Raw genomic sequence first — 22,166 nt, 5'->3', positions numbered from 1 at the left:
CCGGTGACCGTTTCCATCATCGGGAGCCGGGACGACAGCCCCGCTTCGCCGGCGACGAGACTTCCGGGCAGGAACGCGCCCTTGCGGACGGGGTCGGATGTTCAAGGCGGCCGGGATGCCTCGACCTCGACGGGCCACGGCTGATCCGGTTTCGCCCCAACCGTTCGGGGTCCGCCGCCAACCCCGTCACTAGCTCCCGCCGATAGAAGCTGGCGTGGAAACGGTCCGGCGCCAGTTCAGGATGAACGCCCCGTTCCGCCAATGCCCGCTTGAGCTTGAGGTGGTGGACGCCGAGCTCCTCGGCGAAGGCCACCAGCGAGACGTAGGTATCCTGGAACCGTCGGAGTTCCTCGTGCGAGACGACCGCCAGCGGCGCCCGGTTCACAGGGTGACGCTGGATCGACGTGGCGATAATGCCGTTGTCCACCAAGGCATTCAGAACCCTCCAATTCGTTCGGAGCACTTTATAGGCCGCGCTCAGCGGTATGCCGTCGAGGTCACGGCCGCGGACGTGCCTGCGCACTTCGCCGACCTGAACGAGGATTGCGTCGTATCCGCGTTCTGCCCGTTGACGGCCGACCCAGGCGAGCTGGCCGCCCAGGATCAAGCTCACGATCTCCCGGGAATGGCAGCAGGCCCGCTTGGCGGCGTCCAGGATGCATGCGGCCCCTTCGGGTATGAGCTCGACACTTTCCGCCTTCGCGTTCAGGGCGTCGAGGAACGCGTCGGCATCTTCCCGCGCGTAACATCGCCAGCCGACCTCCTCGTCCGCCCCGTCGACGACAGGTTTGATGAAGCCGGCTTCCACGAGCAGCTTCGCCTGAACGCGGTTGGTGTTGAGATAGGGTCCGAGCTCAAGGAAGGTCAGCGCCGTCGACAACCGCCCCAGAAGCCCGGCGGTCGCGGCCGCGTCGAAGACGACCGCATGGTCTGAGAGGGCGGAGTGGTCGGGCGCGATGTGCCCGGTGAAACTCAGCACCTTCCGCAATCGGGTGGGGTGAAGGCCCGTCTCCAGGTAGGCCGTGCGCAGGGAATGGAGCTTCCGCACGGTGACCGCTTTGCCGAACAGCCGCTCACCCGGGGCCAGCGGCACGTTCCCGATCAAATTGTCGGAGACCACTTGGCGGAGTCCGTCGTAAGCAGGGTTCTCGTTGTAGTGCGCCAGCCACTGATAAAGGCGACCGAACCAGGCGGTCGGACCATTCGCGACCAGCCAGCCCTCCTTGTGCGAGAGCCGCAGGTCGGTCAGGAACCTGTCGACCACGGACGGGCCGCCTGAGGCGATGGCGTAACCGCGCGCCCCGGCGACGTGCCAATCGTCCTCGCCGAGCCGGTTCAGGTTCGCTCGGCGGCCGTAGGTCGCCACCGCCCCGATCATCTCGCAGACCTTTGCCGCAGCGTGGAACGGCATCTCGTCGAGCCAGGGCGCCGACGTCGCCTCGCCGTTGAGGCGCGCCAACAGGTACCTCTCCAGGCCGGAGACCTCCCGCCGCTGGGCAGCGTCCGCCATGGCTCCAAGGCCATCGATATGGCGGGCGGCGACCGCCGCGAAATCGTTGGCCGTCGCCCGACCGAGGGGCGGATCGAGTTCGAGAAGCGCAACCGCGTGAACGTCGCAGGTGCGGAGATGCGCTACGCACCAAGTGGCGCGACCGTAAGCCGAGGACGCGGGAGGATGGGAGGACCGTTGGATGTCCTCCGCCAGGCAGAGCGGGCATATGCGGACGCGGGTGCGCGCGAGCGAGTGACGGGCGAGGTCTTGGCCGCGTAGCCGGTATCCCGGTTCCGCCGCCACGATGGCTTGGTCGCGGAGGAGGCGCACGTCCATCTCCACCAGCCTCGCGAGCGAAGCCAGCGCTGGTTCGCGGCCCGCCACGATACCCGCGAAACCAATTCCCATTTCCGAGCAGAACACGCGGGCGTTTGGGACGCCGCTGCGGCACGCGAGACGCGAAGCGAAGCTCGGGGGTGTCTCGCCAGCCCCGAATTCGACGGCTGGGTGCAGGCTCAACGCGACGTCCCTCCCGGCGAAGCCGCGGCAACCCCGACGGGGTCCGCCCCTGTCCGTACGATGCTGGTATCCGCATCGCGCATCAGGACTTTCGAGCAATCGAGGCTGGACCAATTGCCTACGAGGAACGGGTTGGCGGCTGCGTGGCATGCCGTTCGGGCGGCGTAGGCGTTCGCAAAGGCGATGGCGTCGAGTTCGCGCTTACCCTTGCGCAGGACTCCGTCGATGGCCTCGTGCATCAGCTCCATGCACGTACCGAGGGCGTACAGGGCTGCGTGCATCAACCGAGGTACGATGAAGTCGACCGTCTCCTTGGACAAGGTGAGATTAGCGACGGTGGCCAATGCCCGGAGCACCGCCTTGATCTTCGCGTTGTCGTCCGGGGACGCCAGCCGTGCGAAATGGACCACCCTCAGGCGTCGCCGGTCCTCGCATGCCTCTTCCACGAACTCCTTCAGCATCGGCAGCCCCGACACAACGACGAAGACCGGCCAATCGGTCATGTTCATCAGCGTCTTGATGATGTTCTGGACCTCCTGGCGGTCGTTCTTGTTGGCCGTGCGGACGAAATTGTGCAACTCGTCGAAATGCACGCCGAAGATCCCGCGGAACTGCAGCCTTTGATAAACGCGGTCCCAGATCGCGTGCGCCTCAAGCTTTCCTTCGATGGGATAACCTGTACGGGCAGCGACCTGGCGCCCGAGGGCGAGAAAGGTACAGGGCGGCTTCACGGACACAGTGATCAGCGGGCAGTCGCTCTTCAGCCGCCCGTAGCCTGGGAAAGACGGATGCTCGGCGAAGAAGCGTCGCAGCGTCCAGCTCTTCCCCGCACCGGTCTCCCCGAGAACGAGCAGGGCCCGGGCCTCGATCCGGTTATCGGCATCCCCGGCCAACTCCGGATCGAAGCGGGTGACGAGCCCTTCGAGCAGTTCGCCTGTTCGGTCGCGCAGATCCTCGTCCCTGCTTGTTTTCAAGCGCTTCCGCTTGATCAACTCCATCGTCCTGACTCGGTCGAGGGCGGCGCTCCCCAGGCTGTCGCGGAGTCTGGAAAGGTTCGCCGCGGCAAGGCTTTCATTCTGGGTCGTCATGTCACCTCACTCGATCTCGAAGTCGTCGCTGGCATCCTCGTCGACGGGTGGATCGGGCGGCAGCGGACTTACTGGCCGCGGGTTACTCGTCCTTGGGCGGGATGTCGGTGCTGGTTCCGACATGTCCGGCGCCTGCCCGCCCACGGGAATGACCCCGGCGAACAGGTCGGCAGGCGCGCCGTGCTGCGACGACGGTTCCTCGTCATCGTCGTCTGGCAACACGAACCCGAGGGTAAGGTCGGCCTCGGCCCGTTCCACCGTCTCCGTGGACGGGATGATCGCCCCGATGCCGGCCCGCGCAATCGCCGCCTTGTTCATCTGCTCGATGGCCCTGATCGACGCCAGCACGACCGGCTCGCTCATACGGGCCGCGTTGGCGTAACGGCGGCGCAGGTCCATTGCTGTCGCAATCCAAGTCTCAAGGCTCACGCCGACGAGACCTCGCCGGCGGCACTTCGCCTCGCGCCAAGCGCCGTTGACCCAAACCGAGGCGCGCCCGAGGTCCAGCGGGTTGATGCGCAGCTTGATCTCCTCGACCCCGTCCCGCAGGGCCTGCTGTATTTCCTCGCTCTGGTAGTGAACTCCGAGCACCCGCAGACCTTCGGACGTGACCTTGCGTGTCAGCGGGATACCGAAGCTGCACCTGAGCGTGTGAGGGTCAGGCACCGGGATAGTCCCGTAAGCGCCGGCCATCTCCGCCCACGCATTGCGGGGCGTCCGCCCGCCTAGTCCCTCGTGGCGCCGGTTATGGTACTCGTCGACGACGTACCGGACCACCGCCCAGGCGAACTCTTCAGGGTTGAGGCTGGCCCTCAACTCGGGTTCGTAGTCGCCCTTGGCCACGACGTTCTCGAAGGTCCGGCCCGTGAACCGCGACACGAGCCGCGTGTGTACCGAGCCGAACAACCGCTCAACGAACGGGCGCAGCCAAGGTAGCCCCGTCGGCGGGTTGTTGAAGGTTGCGCCCGTGTCCGACACGGCGGCACGGAAGACGTCGGAGTAGTAGCTTGCCCCTGTGTCCGTCGCGAGCTCAAGGATGCCCGTCCGCATGTCCCAGGGGGTGAGCGCACCCACGGCGTCCGCGAACGGCTTCTTGTCGACGAAGCACATGTGCAAAGTCGTCAAGGCGCCATCGGCGTGCGGTGATTGCGTCAGCCGCATCCCGAGGATGACGCGGCTCGCGCAGTCGACCGCGATGCTCAGCCACCAACGGCTCCGCTCGATCTTCTTGCGGAGTTTCTTCGACAACGTTTCCCAGATACTCGCTTTCACGAGCAGCTTCATCAGCGGGACTTCCCATTCATCGAGCTCGACCCGCAGGCCGATCCTATCGACGACAAAGCCCTCACCGACCATGACCGCCTTGCGCCTGGCGCTCTCCAGAGTCTTTCGGCCGATGTCGACGAGGAATGGGTCGAGTGCATCGACCTCCTCGTCGAACCGGACGCGCGACGGACAGGCGACAACCGGCAGGTCCTTGGACGCCCGACCAGTGTTCAGGGCCTCGATGTCAGCCTTGAGCAGGTCGTACAGGCTGGACTTGGGTGGGGCGTTCTCGCCAGCATATTCGACCGCCCTCTTGACCATCAGGTCATACGCCTCGACCGCGAGCTTCAGCCCGAAGTTGCCGGACCAGCGGTACCCGTCCCGCAGTATCGTAGGGTCGTGCTCGCCTTCCTCGAATTTTAAGACCCAACGCAGGAGCTGCCGCCCGCACGGCGGATTACGGATGAACTCGCCCATCCCCGCCCGCGGCTTTCGCGGCTTAGCGTCGGGCTTTGGCGGCAGGGCCTTGGGCGACTTACGCTGCGGGGCAACCCGCGCGCAGTCGAGCTTCGACACCGTCTTGTTGATCTCGACAGCGGCATCGTCCATGTCGGTCGGACTGCGCGTAAAACACCCGTGCTTCTCAAGCTGCAGGAACAGTTTGCAGAACTCCCATTTCCACATCACCTTCGGACGTTCGCGATCCGGGATGTCGAACAGGCGCACCACATCGCTGTGTAAGAGCGCCTTCGCCTTAGACTGCGAGAACCAGAGTCGGTCGTAACGGTAATCGGGTTCGTCCTGGGCAACGGCGATCTGTTGGTGCGTGAAGGCTTCCTTCAGTCGCGCATCCTCGACCCGCGCGAAGATGTGACCGGTGTCGTCAGACTCGATGCAGCGATACTGGACGCGACGGATGCCGATCCTGTCGCGGGGGTCGAACAGGACCTTGGTGCAGGCGGTGACGGCCTGCATTACGCGACCGCTCCCGCTGGCATGAGCCAACTGTCGTATTCCACGGAGCGCCGGCCTACGAGGCTAAGGAGACCGTCGCCCAATGCCCGGAGGATCGCACGGTAGCCTTCACCGCCAAGGCCGAGCACTTCGACAAGGGTACCAACTTTTACGCGACCGTTCAGCGTGCGGACCAGCGCTGCGACCTGGGCGTCGTGCTTCTCACAGCGCCCGCGCCGAGCCCCATGGATCATCATGGCGTTGCGCACGAGGGGGCCCGGAAGCTGCTCCTCGGTCAGCAGAAGAACGGCGTCGGCGAAGTCCGGGGACATCTGGGCAGCGATCCGCCTTAGAAGGCGCAGAAGCCCCCGGCGGGTGGCGGTCTTCGCCGGCTTCACCGCGATGGCAATGCGAGTGCCGTCCGCGCGAGTGACCAGGAAGTCGAAGGTGTGCAGGCGCCTGCGATCCTGCTCGTCAAGGTACGCAACCGCCTCGGGTTGTTCCGTCACGTCAACGACGTCCGGCCGCGCCAAGAGCATGTAGGCGGCTTTCGCCTCCAGGTTGCTTTCGCAACGGATCAGGCGCGGGTTCGTCGTGGTGACGATTGTTACGCGCGCGGACCGGTTCGAACGCCGGCTGATCTTGCGCGTCGCGCGAGAGGGCGCGGGCGGACGCCAGCACGGCGTCGGCTCCGGAGAGGGGAGGGGGGGCGGCGTGGACAAGCCTTGTTTGCCTTTCTGGGCGGCAACCGGCGGCAAAGCGACCGGCGATCCTTGGGGTGAGGCTTGCGGCGCATGCCGCAGGCGTGCAGGATCAGCCCGTCGCTGACGCTGCTCATTTCTTGGGATGCGTTGGGGTGGTCATCCGGTTAGCTTCGTGGGCAAGGCGGATGGCCGACGGACAAGGGGACGCTTTGAGCTGGCCGGCTCGGGGCGTCCTTTCCGTATCAGCGGCAGGATTGGTTCATCGGTCCTTCCGAACTTCGGGTTCGCCTAAACCGACCAAATTAGCGCGCCCCGCACAAGCTATATTCGCTAGCGCCTCGAACCACTTGCGCCTGAACGCTCAGCGCGCCCAGGAAGTGTAAGGATTACAGCTGTTTGGCTGGTCTGGGTTGATTTTGCTGCATCGCAGCGAATCGGGCGAATATCGCGTTCTCGGACTTAACAAGGAGCCCACGCTCCTGCGTCCAGTCGTCGCGGAAGCTTCGAAAACGGCTCAGCCCATCACGATGCGGGGTCTGCTTGCGCTGCGCGAGGCAGCGACACGGCCGGAGTCAGCTTGTTTGTGAGAGCGGCTATTTTATCGAACTCAGCTGGTGCGGGCTACCAGGGAGGTTAAACATCGTTAACGAGTGCGGCGCGCAGAGACATTTAACCTCAGTGCGCCGCCTGCACCCCGATATGGCGCAGCGTCAGCACCCCCTGCTCCGCGCTCGGTCTCTGTCCTCGACTTCATCCCCAACTTCTCTCGTCCAGGCTGATCCTCTCAATCAGCCCGGTCCGATGCCAATCGGTCAGGCAAAGCGGTCAGGCTCCTGACTTCAGATTAGCAACCGGTAACGTAAGAGCTGGAATGTAGGATCTGTCGCGACCTCCCTCGAAGTCGAACTCGTAAAAGCAGACACGTCCCATGGCGGATTGACGCTGGCCCAGGAAGAACGTGAATGCGTTTGGGGCCGCCACGAAGAGGTGAGCAGTCGAGGATGCAGCCTCGCCGCGCTCCGCCCTGATCAGTGCCGTAAGGGCCATCACAAGTTCGCTCGCATGCCGTCCGCAAGCGACGGACTGCCAGCCCGGGCCTGAACTTGGCCCTACGGCGAGTATGCATCCAATGCTCGGAACTGCACGTTCAATGTAGCGCTGCACGTCGCGGAGAATGTCGTGGGTCAGCCCGATTGCCACGGCTAGGTCGGGCTGATCCGGAGCGATCTCAACCACTCTCGACTTCAAGCTGGGCCAAGTCGGGTCTGGAGGCAGATCCTCCGCCGACCAAATCCGTTTGTTGGCTGTTCTCTGCTCTAACTCCACTCGTCGCCCGGACTTGACGTTCAGGACGGACCCGGCTGCGAAGGCCAAGGTGGCATGCGCGTCGAGCGCTAGCCTCAGCGCCGATTGGCCGTACGCGACCGTCAGCAGAAACGCTTTCAGTTGAGGGTAGAGGACGTTGTTCCAATCTGCATTGCTGCGGATGAAGCGCTCGTCGAATGCAGGAACGAGATTGAGCACACTGACGCAGCGATCTTCGAGCCGGTCGATCGCATGCTCGAAGGACTTCACGCCGTACACTAGTGGCCGCTCCGTGCCATCGACGAGCAATCCCTCCCTGGCACAAGCGGTCCGGAAACTCTCTTTGTCGAACTCCAGCCGACCTTGCGCCATCCACTGGTAAATGAGGTCATCATACAGGAACGCGCTTTCATTTGCTGGGACCCGACGCAAGCCTACGAACGCGAAAAGCGTATCGAGGTACTCACGCAAGTCTTCGAGGTTATCGGTTGCCTCGCTGAAGGCCAAAGTTCGGGCCAACATACGAAGCTCGTCCTCGGTGACGTCGAGGTGCTCACGCCAAGTCTTGCGTATCGCGCCGGCCTTGCTGTTGTCCGTCGCAGTCCCATAGAGGCGGTCGATCCGAATAGCCCCGGATCTGTTACTCACCATCTCTCGTAATGCGTCAGCACGATCAAGGCGCCAGTTAGTCAGAAGCTTGAACCGGACGCCGTTACCATCAGGAGCATAAATCCTCTGAGCTTCGAGCGCGCGCTGCAATAACGACCGAGCGTTCGCGTTGATGAATTCCGGATCGATGAGATTGCTGTAGCCGTAGTTGTCGGGCGTCACGTGCCACTTGCACTGAATGTGGTCGCGGCGTCTGGCCCCTCCATAAGGATCAAAGGCGCTTCTAGTCGGATCGTACTCAACCCAGATGTCGTCGAAGCTCTTCGGCCCATTCTCGAAACCCACCTTTATGATGGGGCTTTCCGGATCGAGCAGCCGTGCGGCTTGTCGCCAGAACAGTCGGGCTTGGAAGGTGTCGCCGTCACGGCGAACGGTAACAGCCTGCGTCATCTGACACCCCGCCTGTTAGGCTGCGCTGTCGCGGAACGGTGGGGTCGCTGTCAAAGAACGAGCGATTTCAACCGCGCGCGAGCCGCTGACGGCCTTGGACGGGTAAGCGTCCAGGACAATCGAGGGCAGCAGCCTCTGCGTGAGGTCCGAGAAGGTGAACCCGAACTCATTACCGTTACGCGGACCGGTGGCTGCGACCAGTGCTTCCAAGTGGGTCCGGCCGAGGCCGAATGGTTCCAATCGCGTCGAGAGGACATGGCGACGCTGCTCGACGCTCGGACGTGCGAAGCTCAGGACTTCTGCAGCCCGACGCCGGACGGCGGGATCGAGCGCGCTCAATCGATTGGTACACATGATCACCGCGGCCGGGAGGCGAGCGTTCGCGAGACGGTCAATCCCGCGGATGAATGCGTTCACGCCGGCACGATCCTCGTGATGCATCTGGGCGGCCTCGCGCGACTGGGCGAGGGCGTCGGCTTCGTCGACGAGTAGGATCACAGCACCGCGCGCACGTCCGCTAGCGGCTTTCATGCGAGAGGCTTCTGCGACCGTGTGGTCGAACGCGGACGAGAGGAGTTGGGTCATCTCACCGACGCGGCCTTGACCACGTGTCGACAGGCTGAGAGGAAGCAGCGTGATTTCAATGTCTTCCTGCCGCGCGACTGCGTCGCCGATGGTTTCAGCAAGTTCGGTCTTCCCCGAGCCGACGTCGCCGGCCAGCACTACGAGAGGAGGGCGGCGCAGCACGGCGTCGAGCAGGTGCCGGGCCCCGGGATGGTGCCGTTCGGCCCAGGAATTCAGGCCATCTGGGTTTACGAGGAGCGCAAGAACTTTCGTGAGGCGAGTCTTATGCTCGTCGAGGCCGACCAACCGCGCCAAGCGCTCTTGAGGCTCGAAATCCGGATAAGTGATACGGCGCTCGAAAAGTTCGTCGAGCGAAGTCTTGGTACTCATCAAAAGCTCCTAACACTGGCACGGTCGAGGGCCCGGCCGCCCGAGGAGTAGGTTCGGTCGTTGGTGAGATAGCCGTCGATGTTGGGTTCCGGAGCGCCACCGCGATAGAAGGGCATCCGTTTCTTGAATGCTTCCTGTTCTGATGCGGAAAGCCGATCCCAGGCGGAGCTGTATGTTAGGTAGTTGTAGAATGTCGCGCCGGACACGTTGGCGGACGCCCGGATTTTCCCGGGATCGTCGTCACCGGACGGCATCCCGGCGAGATCTTTGGCGGTATACCGCAGGGTCGGCTCGATCCATTTGCCATCGCGACGGAACCCGAAGGTGACGGTTCCAAGATACCCGGCTTTCAGCAACTCGATCACCTCGGTTTCGTAGTCAGCGATGGTCGAGTCCGTCGGAATGCCCCCATAGAGGCGCTGAATCCGCTTGAGATCCGTAGCGACCTTGGCGGCCATATGGCGTGCATGCGTTACCGTGAAGGTCTCGCTCGCGGACTCGGTCAGGGCGAAGCTGTAGGACATGCGCTGACCTCACGCCTGGAAGGAGGGGCCGAAGACCTTCTGCCAATAGGCAAGGGTCTGTTGCTTCGTGGGCGCGCCAAGCGCGGCATCGACCGCATCGCCGGCATCTAAGGCCGCCTCGACGATCTCGTCGGCGTTGGCGTCCGTGTAGAGGCGTGCGACGTTGTTCTGCGGGTTAACCGGGTCGATGATCTGCACGACGTCAGAGAACGCGCCGACCGAGTTCGCGGGATAGTAGTCACTAAACACGATCCGCTGGCGGAAGTCGCTGCGGGCGATGTACGTGAAGAAGTGCTGCAGGGCCTCGGGGTAGTCGGAGAAATCAAGGCCGTCATCGCAGAGCTTAGCGAGGACCATTTCGATCATGAACGATTTGAAGCGGAACCGATCCCGCTCCTGCTTCATGCGACGGGACCAGAACTTCGCAAGCCGCACAACTTGGGCGAAGTGCTTTTCCTGGCACCGCTTCCGTTTGCCAGCAAACTCCAAGTGCCGCGGGATGCTCGTCTTAAGGAACGACCCGTCGTCCTGGCTGACGAGGTTGCCGTACCAATTCGGATCACCGTCGTAGAGGATCGGCACGACGTCAACGTCGAGACCGGTGCCTCGGAACGAAACCGTGACGGAGTAGGTTTGCGGCTTCACCTGCTCCGGGCTGAAGTTCGGGAAGGCTTTACGCAAGCGCTCAGCCAAATAATTCAGGAGGGCCTGAACGTCGTGGGGTGCGTTGGCGCCGCTGATGTAGCAGGCAACATCGATGTCATTTAGCGAGCGAAGGGCCGTTCCTTTTGCGAGGCTGCCAGACAGCATCATCTTCTTGAGCGTGAAGTCTGGGTGCTCATGCAGATATCCTTCGAGGCGCTCTCGGAGCCGCCGCGCCTGGGCTCGGTATTCATCGGCCTTGTCTTTCGGAAGATTAACCCTGTCTTGGGCAAAGGCCACGATCTCACCGTGGCCGACGTGCTGTCGTCCCATCGTCTTTGTCTCTCGGATCGGTGTTTCCGTTCAGCTTGGCTGTGAGCCTTCTGCTCACGTCGGCATGTAGAAGGCGCAACCAGGGCCGCACCTCAGCAAGCTGGGCTGTGGATTCATGGTTTGTTCGATTAGGGAGTTGGGCGCCCCACAATGGGACGCCCTTTGAAGGTCTAGGTCCGGTCAGGCCTGTTTACGGAAGGCGTAGCTAAGCGCGGAAGTATTTCGCCCTTCGTTTGAGTGAAGCGCGATTGCCTATTCAGCGTTGCTGAACAGGCGTTTGACAAACTGTCCCCCCGCCAAGTGACAAACTATGCTCGGCTACGGACAAACTGTGCCCCTTCGGATACCAATCGTCGACTTTCACGAGCACCCGGTCGTGGATCCGCAGGTGTCGCACTTCATGCAGGTTCCGTTGCGGACGAGCGTGAAGTTCGCGCATTCGGGACAGGCCTCCCCGACGTAACCTTTGAGCTTCGCCTCGGCGCGCCGGTAGGCGTCCGTGGAGGCGGGCTCCGTGGTGGGTGGAGAGAAGCCCAGGCTCATCGGGCTGTCATGCTCCTCGGCCTTCAGGGCGGTCGCGCCCCGCATGGCGTGCACCACCGCGCTGGCGGGCATGGTCTGACCGGTCGCCACGGACCCGACGCCCGTCGTCGCACTGCCCGGGCCGCCCTGGATCAGGGTGAGGCGGTCGGCCGAGCCGCGTAGGAGACCGCGGGAGACCACGTTCGCCACGACCGGGCTCGTCTTGTCGTCGTCGCGCTTGTCCTGCCCGACGCCGCCGCCCAGCACCGTGTTGCCGATCTCGGAGGGATCGACATGGGCGAGGTCCATGCGGGCGAGATACGAGATCGCCAGCTCGCGGAAGACGTAGTCGAGGATCGAGGTCGCGTTCTTGATCGCGTCGTTGCCCTGCACGAAGCCCGCCGGCTCGAAGCGGGTGAAGGTGAAGGCCTCGACATATTCCTCGAGCGGCACGCCGTATTGCAGGCCGAGCGAGATTGCGATGGCGAAGTTGTTCATCAGGCTCCGGAAGGCCGCGCCCTCCTTGTGCATGTCGATGAAGATCTCGCCGAGGCGCCCGTCATCGTATTCGCCGGTGCGCAGATAGACCTTGTGCCCGCCGACGACCGCCTTCTGGGTGTAGCCCTTCCGGCGATGGGGCAGCTTCTCGCGCGAGCGGATGCGCTCGACGCGCTCGATCACCCGCTCCACGATCTTCTCGGCCATCTGCGTGGCCCGGGCCGCGGCGGGCGCCTGGATCAGGGCCTCGACCGCATCCTCGGCCTCGTCGTCCTCGTCGGCGATCAGGGCCGAGTTGAGCGGCTGCGACAGCTTCGATCCGTCCCGGTAGAGGGCATTCGCCTTGAGCGCGAGGGTCCAGGACAGCTTGTAGGCGTCCTTGCAATCCTCGACGGTAGCGTCGTTCGGCATGTTGATGGTCTTCGAGATGGCGCCCGAGACGAAGGGCTGGGCTGCTGCCATCATGCGGATGTGGCTCTCGACCGAGAGGTAGCGCTTGCCGATGCGCCCGCACGGATTGGCGCAGTCGAACACCGCATAATGCTCGGTCTTGAGGAACGGCGCGCCCTCGAGGGTCATCGCCCCGCAGATATGGGTGTTGGCCGCCTCGACCTCCTTGCGGCTGAAGCCGAGGAAGCTCAGCAGGTCGAAGGCCGGATCGGCAATCTTTTCGGGCGTGACCTTGAGAACGTCGCGCAGGAAGTCGTCGCCGAGCGTCCAGCGGTTGAACACGAATTTGATGTCGAAGGCCGATTTCAGCCCGGCCTCCACCACCGCGATCTTCTCGTCGGTGAAGCCTTTGGCCCGGAGCGTGCCGGGATTCACCGCCGGTGCCTGGCCCATCGAGCCGTGGCCCACCGCGTAGGCCTCGATCTCCGCGATCTCGGAAGGGCGATAGCCGAGGGCGTGCAGCGCGTCCGGCACGGCCCGGTTGATGATCTTGAAGTAGCCGCCGCCGGCGAGCTTCTTGAACTTCACCAAGGCGAAATCCGGCTCGATGCCGGTCGTGTCGCAATCCATCACGAGACCGATCGTGCCGGTCGGCGCGATCACGGTCGCCTGCGCGTTGCGGAAGCCGTGCTCCTCTCCGAGCGCCAGCGCCCGGTCCCAGGCGTGCTTGGCGCGCTCGGCGATGTCGGCCTGGGGGATGTTGGCGTGATCGAGCGGCACGGGGTTGATGCTGAGGAACTCGTAATCCTCCGCGACGCCGTGGGCGGCCCGGCGGTGATTGCGGATGACCCGGAGCATCGCGTCGGCATTCTCCGGATATTCCGGGAAGGTGCCGAGTTCCGAGGCCATCTCGGCAGAGGTCGCGTAGGCGACGCCGGTCATGATCGCCGTCAGCGCGCCCGCCAAGGCGCGGCCCTGAACCGAGTCGTAGGGCAGGCCCATGGTCATCAGCAGGCCGCCGATATTGGCATAGCCGAGACCGAGCGTCCGATAGCGGTAGGAGAGCTCGGCGATCTCCTTCGAGGGAAACTGCGCCATCATCACGGAGATCTCGAGCACCACCGTCCAGAGACGGTTCAGGTGCTCGAAGGCCGCGACGTCGAAGTGCTTGGCCTCGCGGTCATACATCGTCAGCAGGTTGGCCGAGGCCAGGTTGCAGGCGGTGTCGTCGAGGAACATGTACTCGGAGCACGGGTTCGATGCCCGGATCCGGCCGCCCGCCGGGCAGGTGTGCCAATCGTTCATCGTGGTGTTGAAGTGCAGGCCCGGATCGGCCGAGGCCCAGGCCGCCTCGCCGATCTTCTCCCAGAGGTCGCGGGCTTTCAGGGTCTTCGTCACCTTGCCGGTGGTGCGGGCCGTGAGGCTCCAATCTTCATCCGCCTCGACGGCGCGCAGAAAATCGTCCGTGAGCGAGACCGAGTTGTTGGAGTTCTGGCCCGAGACCGTGAGGTAGGCCTCCGAATCCCAGTCGGTGTCGTAGATCGGGAACTCGATCTTGGTGAAGCCCTGGCGGGCGAACTGCATCACGCGCTTGATATAGGCGTCCGGCACCATCGCCTTGCGGGCAGCCTTCACCTCGCGCTTGAGGGCGGGGTTGCGCTCGGGGTCGAAGCAGGCGTCGCCCTCGGCCTCGCACTGGGTGCAGGCCCTCATGACGGCCTGGAGGTGCCGGGAGACCACCTTGGACCCGGTCACCAGGGCGGCGACCTTCTGCTCCTCCTTCACCTTCCAGTCGATGTACTGCTCGATATCGGGGTGGTCGATGTCGACGATGACCATCTTGGCGGCGCGGCGCGTGGTGCCGCCGGACTTGATGGCGCCGGCCGCCCGGTCGCCGATGCGCAGGAAGCTCATCAGGCCCGACGACTTGCCGCCGCCGCCGAGCTTCTCATTCTCGCCGCGTAGCAGCGAGAAGTTCGAGCCGGTGCCCGAGCCGTACTTGAACAGGCGGGCTTCCCGCACCCACAGGTCCATGATGCCGCCCTCGTTGACGAGGTCGTCCTGCACGGACTGGATGAAGCAGGCATGGGGCTGCGGGTGCTCGTAGGCGGTGGCCGACTTCGTGAGCTCGCCCGTGCGGTAATCGCAGTAATAATGGCCCTGGCTCGGGCCATCGATGCCGTAGGCCCAGTGCAGACCGGTGTTGAACCATTGCGGCGAATTCGGCGCCACCATCTGGCGGGCCAGCATGAAGCGCAACTCGTCCAGGAACGCGCTCGCATCCTCCTCGGAGGTGAAGTAGCCGCCCTTCCAGCCCCAATAGGTCCAGCAGCCGGCGAGCCGATCGAAGACCTGGGTCGCCGAGGTCTCGGATCCGGTGCGCTCATCCTCGGGAAGCTCGGCGAGCGCCGCCTCGTCGGCGACCGAACGCCAGAGGAAGCTCGGAACGTCGTTCTCCTCGACCTTCCGGAGGCGCGCCGGCACGCCCGCCTTGCGGAAATACTTCTGGGCCAGCACGTCGCTCGCCACCTGGCTCCAGCTCTCGGGCACGTTGATGCCTTCGAGCCTGAACACCACGGAACCGTCGGGATTGCGGATCTCGCTCAACGCTTTGCGGAACGGGATGGTCGCGTAGGGGGATTGCCCGGCTGTGGTGTAACGCCGCTCGAACCGCATGAAACCGACCTCTTCCGACGAGACACGGGGGCTCGGCCTGCGACGCGGCACAGGAGACGGGCCCAGATTTGGGTGTCGACTCCGACCGCATCCGCGATGCGTGGCAGGCCGACGGAACATTACGATGAGACGTGAGCGAGGGGGCCGGCCAGACCGGCAGCCCATCCCGAACCATGACCTGAACCTTAATGCTCAGGGCGTCCCTACGTCAACAACTGGTAGCTGGCGGGCATGTTCCGCGCTACATGTTGTGTCGGCGAACTGAAAGTTGTGGATAGTTCGGGCCGGGCGCTAAGTGCGCTTTCGGCCACGCGGAATCCGGGCGGATATTTTTTGCATCCACATGCGCAAGCCCGGCTCGCGCGCAGCTCCGCAGGGCGGCCTCGCATCGGGCGTCGGCCGTGCCGGAAATGCGACACCCCGAGGCCTGACACCGATCGCGGATGCTCCGACTTCCGGCTGGACTTGCGCGGACCCGCTCCGCATAACGCGGGCGCGCGCCGAGCCGTGATCCAGGCTCCGCGCGAGACGAGAGGAAGCCGATGGCTCTCAAGGACACGCTGCTTCGCATCTTCACCTGGTGGAACGGGCAGACCATGTCGCTCGCCCTGCTCACGGCGCGGCGCGGCCAGTTCGTCGGGACCGACGAGCTCGGGAACAAGTACTATCGGGCCCAGGGGCCGCTGATCGACCGCTCGGTGGGTTCCGAGCGGCGCTGGGTGATCTACAACGGCTACGCCGACGCCTCGAAGGTGCCGCCGGGCTGGCGCGGCTGGCTCTGCCATGCCGTCGAGGTGCCTCCGAGCGAGGAGAGCTACACGCCGCGCGAGTGGCAGAAGCCCCATGTCGAGAACCTGACCGGAACCGCGGCCGCCTACCGGCCGAAGGGATCGCAGCTCTCCTGGGGCCAGCGCCCGGCCGCGACCGGCGACTACGTGCCCTGGACGCCCGGCGAGTAGCGCGCGGGCACACCCCAGGCGTCGCCGATCGCCCTTATTCCACCACCGTTCGGGTATTGAAGGCCGGATGCGCCGGTTCACCCGCGCGCCGTCCAACCGAGAGGGGCGAGCCTTGAGCCGCATCACCGCACGAGTCTCGCGCGCCGCGCTCGGCCTTGCCGCGCTGGGTTTCTGCGCACTCCCCGCCTCGGCCGACAAGATCAAGAACCCGACGGCGGTCTTCTCGGGCCTCGACAAGATCACCGGCCGCATCGTCTCCTTCGAGGTGGCGGTGGACGAGACGGTGCAGTTCGGTGCCCTGCAGCTGACGCCCCGCGTCTGCTACACCCGCCCCCCGACCGAGAGTGCCAAGACCACGGCCTTCCTCGAAGTCGACGAGGTGACGCTCGAGAACAAGTACCGCCGCATCTTCACGGGCTGGATGTTCGCGTCGAGCCCGGGGCTCCACGCCATCGAGCACCCGATCTACGATGTCTGGCTCGTCGATTGTAAGGGCGGCACCGACGTGACGGTCGAGGCCAAGGAGCAGGAGGACGTGCCCGCCATGGCCTCCAAGCCCGAGAAGTCGAGGCGCGCCGGTCGCGACAAGGATGCGACGCGCACCGCCCAGCAGGTCAATTCGGCCGGACAGGTCGACGTCGAGGCGCCGCGCGGCGTTCCGGTTCAGCCCCGTCAGAAGCCCTCGCGGAAATTCTTTCCGTCGAATGAGGGGCCGGCCCCGGCCCCCCCGCCGCAGCAGCCGCAATCGATCTTCGACGCGCTCTTCCGCTGAGGAGCCATGGCGTTGCAGCGGAGGCTCAGCGAGCCTCCGCGCCTGTGACCCCGAGAGCCGCCAACACCTCGGCCCCATCGACCTCCGCCCGGTCCGGCCAAGCATCCCATTGCGCATGCGCCGTGAGCGCATCCGCGAGGCGCCGCTTGTAGACGTGACGCGGCAATTCCTCGGCTCCGAACTGGGCCAGGTGGTCGGTGACGAATTGCGTGTCCGCGAGGCGGTAGCCGCCGCGCCGCAGGCGGCCCATCAGATGGACCAGGGCAACCTTCGAGGCGTCTCGCGCCAGGTGGAACATGCTCTCCCCGAAGAAGGCCGCCCCCAGGGAAACCCCGTAGAGACCGCCGACGAGGTGACGGGTTCCGGCCTCGTAGACCTCGATCGTGTGTACGTAGCCCTGGTCGAAGAGGGCGCCATAGAGTTCGCGGATGCGCGTGTTGATCCAGGTTCGCTCGCTGTCCCGGCGCGGGGCGGCGCAACCGGCGATGACGCCCTCGAAGTCGGTGTCGCTGCGAACCTCGAAAACGTCGGAGCGCACCGTGCGGGCGAGCCGCTTCGGAATGCGGAAGCCGTCGAGCGGAAGGACGCCGCGGGCCCGGGGCTCGACCCAATAGAGGGTCGGGTCGCTCGCGTCCTCCGCCATCGGAAAGATGCCGGCCGCGTAGGCTTTAAGCAGGATCTCGGGGGTGATCTCTACGCGGGCGCCGTCGTGCATCCGCTGAGTCTGGCGCGGCAGCGGACGGAACGCCAGAGCCTTCTGACAACGAAAACGGCGGAGCCGAAACCCCGCCGCCGATCGTCGCTTCGTGAGCGCCCGCATCGTGGTCCTGCGGTTCTCCGCCCTCAGGCGTCGAGCCCGCTGGTCGCCAGGAAGCTTTCCAGCCAATGGATGTCGTAGGAGCCGTTCTGGACGTCGGGATTGCGAACGAGGGTGCGGAACAGCGGCAGCGTGGTGTCGACGCCGTCCACGACGAACTCATCCAGGGCGCGCCGCAGGCGCATCAGGCACTCGTTGCGGGTCCGCCCGTGCACGATCAGCTTGCCGATCAGCGAATCGTAGTTCGGCGGAATGCGATAGCCCTGGAACGCTGCCGAATCGACCCGAACCCCGAGGCCGCCCGGCGGGTGGAAATAGGTGATCAGGCCGGGGGAGGGGCGGAAGGTCGCCGGATGCTCGGCGTTGATCCGGCACTCGATCGCGTGGCCTTCGACCTTGATGTCCTCTTGGGAGACGGAGAGCGGGCCACCGGCCGCGACCCGGATCTGCTCGTTCACGAGATCGATCCCGGTGATCATCTCCGTGACGGGATGCTCCACCTGGATGCGGGTGTTCATCTCGATGAAGTAGAACTTGCCATCCTCGTACAGGAACTCGATCGTGCCGGCACCGAGATAGCTCAGCTCTTTCATGGCGTTGGCGCAGATGGCGCCGATCTCGGCCCGCATCGTCTCGTTGAGAGCGGGCGAACCGCCTTCCTCCCAGACCTTCTGGTGACGGCGCTGAAGCGAGCAGTCGCGCTCGGCGAGATGCACCGCGTTGCCTCGCCCGTCGCCGAGGATCTGGACCTCGATATGGCGCGGCTTCTCGAGATATTTCTCGAGATAGACCGCATCGTCACCGAAGGCGGCCTTGGCCTCGCTGCGCGCCATGCCGATGGCCTGCTCCAGATCCGCTTCGGTGCGCGCCACCTTCATCCCGCGGCCACCCCCGCCGGAGGCGGCCTTGACGAGCACCGGATAGCCGATCTCAGCGGCGATGCGCTTGGCCTCGTCCGGATCCTCGACGCCACCCTCCGAGCCCGGCACGCAGGGAATGCCGAGGCGCTTGGCCGTGCGCTTCGCCTCGATCTTGTCGCCCATGGTGCGGATATGCTCGGCTTTGGGGCCGATGAAGCCGATCTCGTGATGGGCCAACACCTCCGCGAAACGGGCATTCTCGGAGAGGAAGCCGTAACCCGGATGCACCGCATCCGCTCCGGTGATCTCGCAAGCCGCGATGATCGACGGAATGTTCAGATAGCTGTCGCGGGCCGCCGGCGGCCCGATGCAGACGCTCTCGTCAGCGAGGCGCACATGCATCGCGTCGGCGTCGGCCGTCGAATGGACGGCCACGGTCGCGATGCCGAGTTCCTTGGCCGCGCGCAGGATGCGCAGCGCGATCTCACCGCGATTGGCGATCAGGATCTTGTCGAACATGCGCCGGCGCTCACTCGATCACCAGGAGGGGCTCGCCGAACTCGACCGGCTGCCCATCCTCGATGAAGATCGCCGTCACCGTTCCGGCACGGGGCGCCACGATCTCGTTGAAGGTCTTCATCGCCTCGACAAGCAGCACCTTCTCGCCGTTTTCGACCCGCGAGCCCACCTCGACGAACATCTTGGCGTCCGGCGAGGGGCGGCGATAGGCGGTACCCACCATCGGCGAGAGCACGGCGCCGGGATGCGCCGCGCCGGCCTTGCCGCGGTCGAGCGCCGTGCCGGGCCCGGGCATCGCCGCGGGAGCCGGCGCCGCGACGGCCGCGATCGGGGCCGGCCCAGCCACCTGCACCTGGACGGGCTCCAGGCGGCGGACGACGCGGATGCGCAAGTCGCCCTTCTCGACCTCGATCTCGGTCAGGCCGGTCTCGGTGACGAGGTTGGCGAGCTCGCGCACGAGCTCGGGGTCGATGGAATCGTGCTTGGGCATCGGCTCAGTCTTTGGAGGCGGAGTTCGGGGTGCGGGCGGCCATCAGATGCGCCAACGCATCGAGGCCGAGGCGATAGCTGTGCGGGCCGAAGCCGCAGATCACGCCCGCGCAGACGGGAGCGATCAGGGAGACGTGGCGAAAGGATTCGCGGGCATGCACGTTCGACAGGTGCACCTCGACCGCGAGCGCGCCGCTGCCGCTGATCGCGTCGCGCAAGGCCACGGAGGTATGGGTGTAGGCGGCGGCGTTGATGAGGATCCCGGCACCGGCAAGGCCCGCCTCCTGCACGAAGCCGACGAGTTCGCCCTCGAGATTGGTCTGCCGGAAGGTGAGGGCGATCCCGAGGGGCTCGGCCTGCCTGCGCAGGTCGCGCTCGATGTCGGCGAGCGTCGCGGTGCCGTAAATGCCGGGCTCGCGCCGTCCGAGGAGGTTGAGGTTCGGCCCGTTGAGGACGTGGATCGGGATCATGGAACCGCGTGGTCAGGCGTGCCCGCGCGGCGCGCGAGCACGGGAGGGGGCGGTCTTAGAGCATTTCCGGCCGCAGGTGCACCGGCTTCCCGCAAGAAAACCGCCGGGGAACGCAGGCCGCATCGGGCTCGGGAACCGTGGTCCCGCCGCGCTCAGCAACTCGCGTGGCCGCACTGGCGCACGTCCGTGATGGTCTTCCGGATCGGCTCGACGCCGACGGCGCCCGGGATGATCTCGTCGCCGATGATGAAGGCCGGGGTGCCCGAAAGACCGAGCTTGTCGCCGAGGCCCCGATTCTCGGTGAGCGCCGCCTTGACCTCGGGACCCTGCGCATCCTTCTGCAGCTTGGCCGTGTCGAGTCCCATCTCCTTGGCAACCTGAAGGGCCTTGGCGCCGTTGATCCGCCCCTTCGATTCCAGAAGCTTCTGGTGGAACTCGAAGAGCTTGTCGCCCTTGAGCTGCTGCTTCGCCGCGAGCGCGATCTGGCTGGCCTCGAGGGATTCGGGTCCCAGGACCGGGAAATCCTTGATAATGACGCGCAGCTTCGGATCACTTTTGATCAGCGCCTGCACGTCGGCGAGTGCCTTGCGGCAATAGCCGCAATTGTAATCGAAGAACTCCACCATCGTGACATCGCCCTGCGGGTTGCCGGCCACGACGTCGTGCGGGCTGTTCAGGAGCGCGCCCTGGGATTCCTTGAGGGCGGCCGATTGGGCGAGGCGCTGCGTCTCGAGCTGGCGCTTCTCGCCCTCGGCAATCGCCTCCTGCAGCACGTCCGGGTTCTTGACGAGGTAATCCTTGATGATCGCCTCGATGGCTTGGCGCTGCGCATCCGTGAAGGGAGAGGCCTCGGGCGCCGCCTGCGCGTGGGCCGGCACTGTGCCGAGCGCGAGCGTGAGGGCCAGGATCGAAATGGAGCGGGAGAGGGGCATACGTCCTCGCGAATCGCGACGGGCCAAGCGCGACCGCCGCGCGTGAAGGTCCGGTAGCGCTCGGGTTAGGCGTTTTCACGGCGGCAGGTCAAATGCTGCGCCCGCCCCGACGCTCGGGGATGCGCCCCCGGGGCTCGACCCGTGTTGAGGCCGGCCCGGCAAGCGGTTAACACACGCTCACCCCAATCGCCCATCCCGTCCCGCTGGCCTTCGCGGCCTGCCGACACGCGGTATCTTGATGTCCCTCGCCACGTCCCGCCGCGCCGCTGCGGTCTCGCCCTTCCTCGCCATGGACGTGATGTCGGCCGCAGCCCTGCGCGAGCGGCGGGGGGAGGGCGTCGTGCACATGGAGGTTGGCCAACCCTCGGCGCCGGCGCCGCGCCCGGTGATCGAGGCGGCGCGCCGGGCCTTGGACACCGGCCGCGTTCCCTACACGGAGGCGCTCGGGATGCCGGCCCTGCGCGAGCGCATCGCCCGACATTACCGCGATGCCTACGGGGTCTCGGTGGGGCCCGAGCGCATCGTCGTCACGACGGGCTCGTCCGCGGGCTTCATCCTCGCCTTCATGAGCTTGTTCGATGCCGGTCAGCGCGTGGCGGTGCCGCAGCCCGGCTACCCGGCCTATCGCAGCATCCTGGCCGCCCTCGACCTCGTGCCCGCCCCGATGGTGCTCACGCCCGAGGATCGCTTCGCGCCCACGGCCCAGTCCCTGCGGGCGACCCATGCCGAGCAGGGCCTCTCCGGGGTCCTCGTGATGAGCCCGGCCAATCCCTCCGGGACCGTGATCACGCCCGGGCGGCTCGGCGAGCTCTGCTCGGCCGCCCGCGATCTCGGTCTGCCCTTCATCTCGGACGAGATCTACCACGGCCTGAGCTACGGCGTGCCGACCGCCACAGCGCTTCAGTTCGAGCCGGACGCGATCGTCATCAACTCGTTCTCCAAATACCATTGCATGACGGGATGGCGCGTCGGCTGGATGGTGGTGCCAGAATCCCTGACCCGCGCTATCGAGCGCCTGGCCCAGAACCTCTACATCTCGGCGCCCTATCTCTCGCAGATCGGGGCGCTCGCGGCCTTCGAGGCCGGTGAGGAGCTCGACGCGGTGCGGGACGGATACGCCCGCAACCGTGCGATCCTGCTCGAGGCCTTTCCGGCCCTGGGGCTCGGGCGCACGCACCCCGCCGACGGGGCCTTCTACCTCTATGCCGATGTCTCGGCTCTGACGAACGATGCGGCGGATTTCTCCCGCCGCATGCTCGCCGAGGCCGGCGTGGCGGCGACCCCGGGTCTCGATTTCGATCGCCTGGAGGGCAACCACCACATGCGCTTCTCCTTCGCGGGGTCGGAGAGCGATTGCCGCGATGCCGTGGCCCGCCTGCGCGGCTGGCTGAAGCGCTGACGCCGCGGCGCGGAAGCGCAGCA

Annotated in this window: 17 protein-coding genes; 3 read left to right on the top strand and 14 right to left on the bottom strand. The window is 65.5% G+C overall.

Annotation, left to right across the window (positions count from 1 at the left end; all coding sequences use genetic code 11):
- Positions 1-16: 16 nt before the first annotated feature.
- The 9 genes from F6X53_RS21865 to F6X53_RS21825 form a co-directional block, all read right to left on the bottom strand.
- A complete protein-coding gene (locus F6X53_RS21865; RefSeq protein ID WP_191970938.1) occupies positions 17-2,011 on the bottom strand; it encodes a TniQ family protein in 1,995 nt (664 codons plus the stop codon).
- Positions 2,008-3,099, bottom strand: a complete 1,092-nt coding sequence (locus F6X53_RS21860; RefSeq protein ID WP_151002476.1) for an ATP-binding protein — start codon at positions 3,097-3,099, stop codon at positions 2,008-2,010. The genes F6X53_RS21865 and F6X53_RS21860 overlap by 4 nt, the downstream gene beginning before the upstream one ends.
- Before the next feature lie 6 nt (positions 3,100-3,105).
- Positions 3,106-5,340: a DDE-type integrase/transposase/recombinase gene (locus F6X53_RS21855; protein ID WP_151002475.1), complete on the bottom strand. Its 2,235-nt coding sequence runs from the start codon at positions 5,338-5,340 to the stop codon at positions 3,106-3,108.
- Positions 5,340-6,077, bottom strand: a complete 738-nt coding sequence (locus F6X53_RS21850; RefSeq protein WP_151002474.1) for a TnsA endonuclease N-terminal domain-containing protein — start codon at positions 6,075-6,077, stop codon at positions 5,340-5,342. The genes F6X53_RS21855 and F6X53_RS21850 overlap by 1 nt, the downstream gene beginning before the upstream one ends.
- A gap of 771 nt (positions 6,078-6,848) precedes the next feature.
- On the bottom strand, positions 6,849-8,387 hold the full coding sequence (locus F6X53_RS21845) for an SAVED domain-containing protein (RefSeq protein WP_151002473.1): 1,539 nt from the start codon (positions 8,385-8,387) through the stop codon (positions 6,849-6,851).
- A 15-nt stretch (positions 8,388-8,402) separates the two neighbouring features.
- Complete coding sequence (locus tag F6X53_RS21840) at positions 8,403-9,341, bottom strand: AAA family ATPase (protein ID WP_151002472.1); 939 nt, start codon at positions 9,339-9,341, stop codon at positions 8,403-8,405.
- Positions 9,341-9,865 carry an HORMA-1 domain-containing protein gene (locus F6X53_RS21835; RefSeq protein ID WP_151002471.1) on the bottom strand — a complete coding sequence of 175 codons (525 nt, stop codon included), beginning with the start codon at positions 9,863-9,865 and terminating at the stop codon, positions 9,341-9,343. The genes F6X53_RS21840 and F6X53_RS21835 overlap by 1 nt, the downstream gene beginning before the upstream one ends.
- Before the next feature lie 9 nt (positions 9,866-9,874).
- Positions 9,875-10,840 carry a CBASS oligonucleotide cyclase gene (locus F6X53_RS21830; protein WP_151002470.1) on the bottom strand — a complete coding sequence of 322 codons (966 nt, stop codon included), beginning with the start codon at positions 10,838-10,840 and terminating at the stop codon, positions 9,875-9,877.
- Positions 10,841-11,200: 360 nt separating this feature from the next.
- Complete coding sequence (locus F6X53_RS21825; protein ID WP_151002469.1) at positions 11,201-14,926, bottom strand: vitamin B12-dependent ribonucleotide reductase; 3,726 nt, start codon at positions 14,924-14,926, stop codon at positions 11,201-11,203.
- Positions 14,927-15,468: 542 nt separating this feature from the next.
- On the opposite strand from F6X53_RS21825, the gene F6X53_RS21820 reads away from it, so the two are divergent.
- On the top strand, positions 15,469-15,885 hold the full coding sequence (locus tag F6X53_RS21820; protein ID WP_151002468.1) for an NADH:ubiquinone oxidoreductase subunit NDUFA12: 417 nt from the start codon (positions 15,469-15,471) through the stop codon (positions 15,883-15,885).
- Positions 15,886-15,997: 112 nt separating this feature from the next.
- The gene (locus tag F6X53_RS21815) at positions 15,998-16,657 is read left to right on the top strand and encodes a DUF2155 domain-containing protein (RefSeq protein WP_151002467.1); all 660 of its coding nucleotides are present in this window, start codon (positions 15,998-16,000) and stop codon (positions 16,655-16,657) included.
- Between the two features lie 25 nt (positions 16,658-16,682).
- On the opposite strand, the gene aat is transcribed toward F6X53_RS21815, so the two are convergent.
- The 5 genes from aat to F6X53_RS21790 all read right to left on the bottom strand — a co-directional run bounded on the left by aat (position 16,683) and on the right by F6X53_RS21790 (position 20,744).
- Positions 16,683-17,372: a leucyl/phenylalanyl-tRNA--protein transferase gene (aat, locus tag F6X53_RS21810; protein WP_151002466.1), complete on the bottom strand. Its 690-nt coding sequence runs from the start codon at positions 17,370-17,372 to the stop codon at positions 16,683-16,685.
- A 128-nt stretch (positions 17,373-17,500) separates the two neighbouring features.
- Positions 17,501-18,853, bottom strand: a complete 1,353-nt coding sequence (gene accC, locus F6X53_RS21805) for an acetyl-CoA carboxylase biotin carboxylase subunit (protein WP_151002465.1) — start codon at positions 18,851-18,853, stop codon at positions 17,501-17,503.
- A gap of 10 nt (positions 18,854-18,863) precedes the next feature.
- Entirely contained in the window at positions 18,864-19,343 is a 480-nt protein-coding gene (gene accB / locus F6X53_RS21800; protein WP_151002464.1) for an acetyl-CoA carboxylase biotin carboxyl carrier protein, read from the bottom strand.
- A 4-nt stretch (positions 19,344-19,347) separates the two neighbouring features.
- Complete coding sequence (aroQ, locus tag F6X53_RS21795) at positions 19,348-19,812, bottom strand: type II 3-dehydroquinate dehydratase (RefSeq protein WP_151002463.1); 465 nt, start codon at positions 19,810-19,812, stop codon at positions 19,348-19,350.
- A 152-nt stretch (positions 19,813-19,964) separates the two neighbouring features.
- A complete protein-coding gene (locus F6X53_RS21790; protein WP_151002462.1) occupies positions 19,965-20,744 on the bottom strand; it encodes a DsbA family protein in 780 nt (259 codons plus the stop codon).
- A gap of 238 nt (positions 20,745-20,982) precedes the next feature.
- Between F6X53_RS21790 and F6X53_RS21785 the strand changes: the two genes are divergently transcribed.
- Complete coding sequence (locus tag F6X53_RS21785) at positions 20,983-22,143, top strand: pyridoxal phosphate-dependent aminotransferase (RefSeq protein ID WP_151002461.1); 1,161 nt, start codon at positions 20,983-20,985, stop codon at positions 22,141-22,143.
- The last annotated feature ends 23 nt before the right edge of the window (positions 22,144-22,166 follow it).

Source organism: Methylobacterium soli, from assembly GCF_008806385.1.
GTDB classification, from domain to species: domain Bacteria; phylum Pseudomonadota; class Alphaproteobacteria; order Rhizobiales; family Beijerinckiaceae; genus Methylobacterium; species Methylobacterium soli.
The sequence above is the reverse complement of the archived record's forward strand: the minus strand, read 5'-3'. Positions and strand labels throughout refer to the sequence as shown.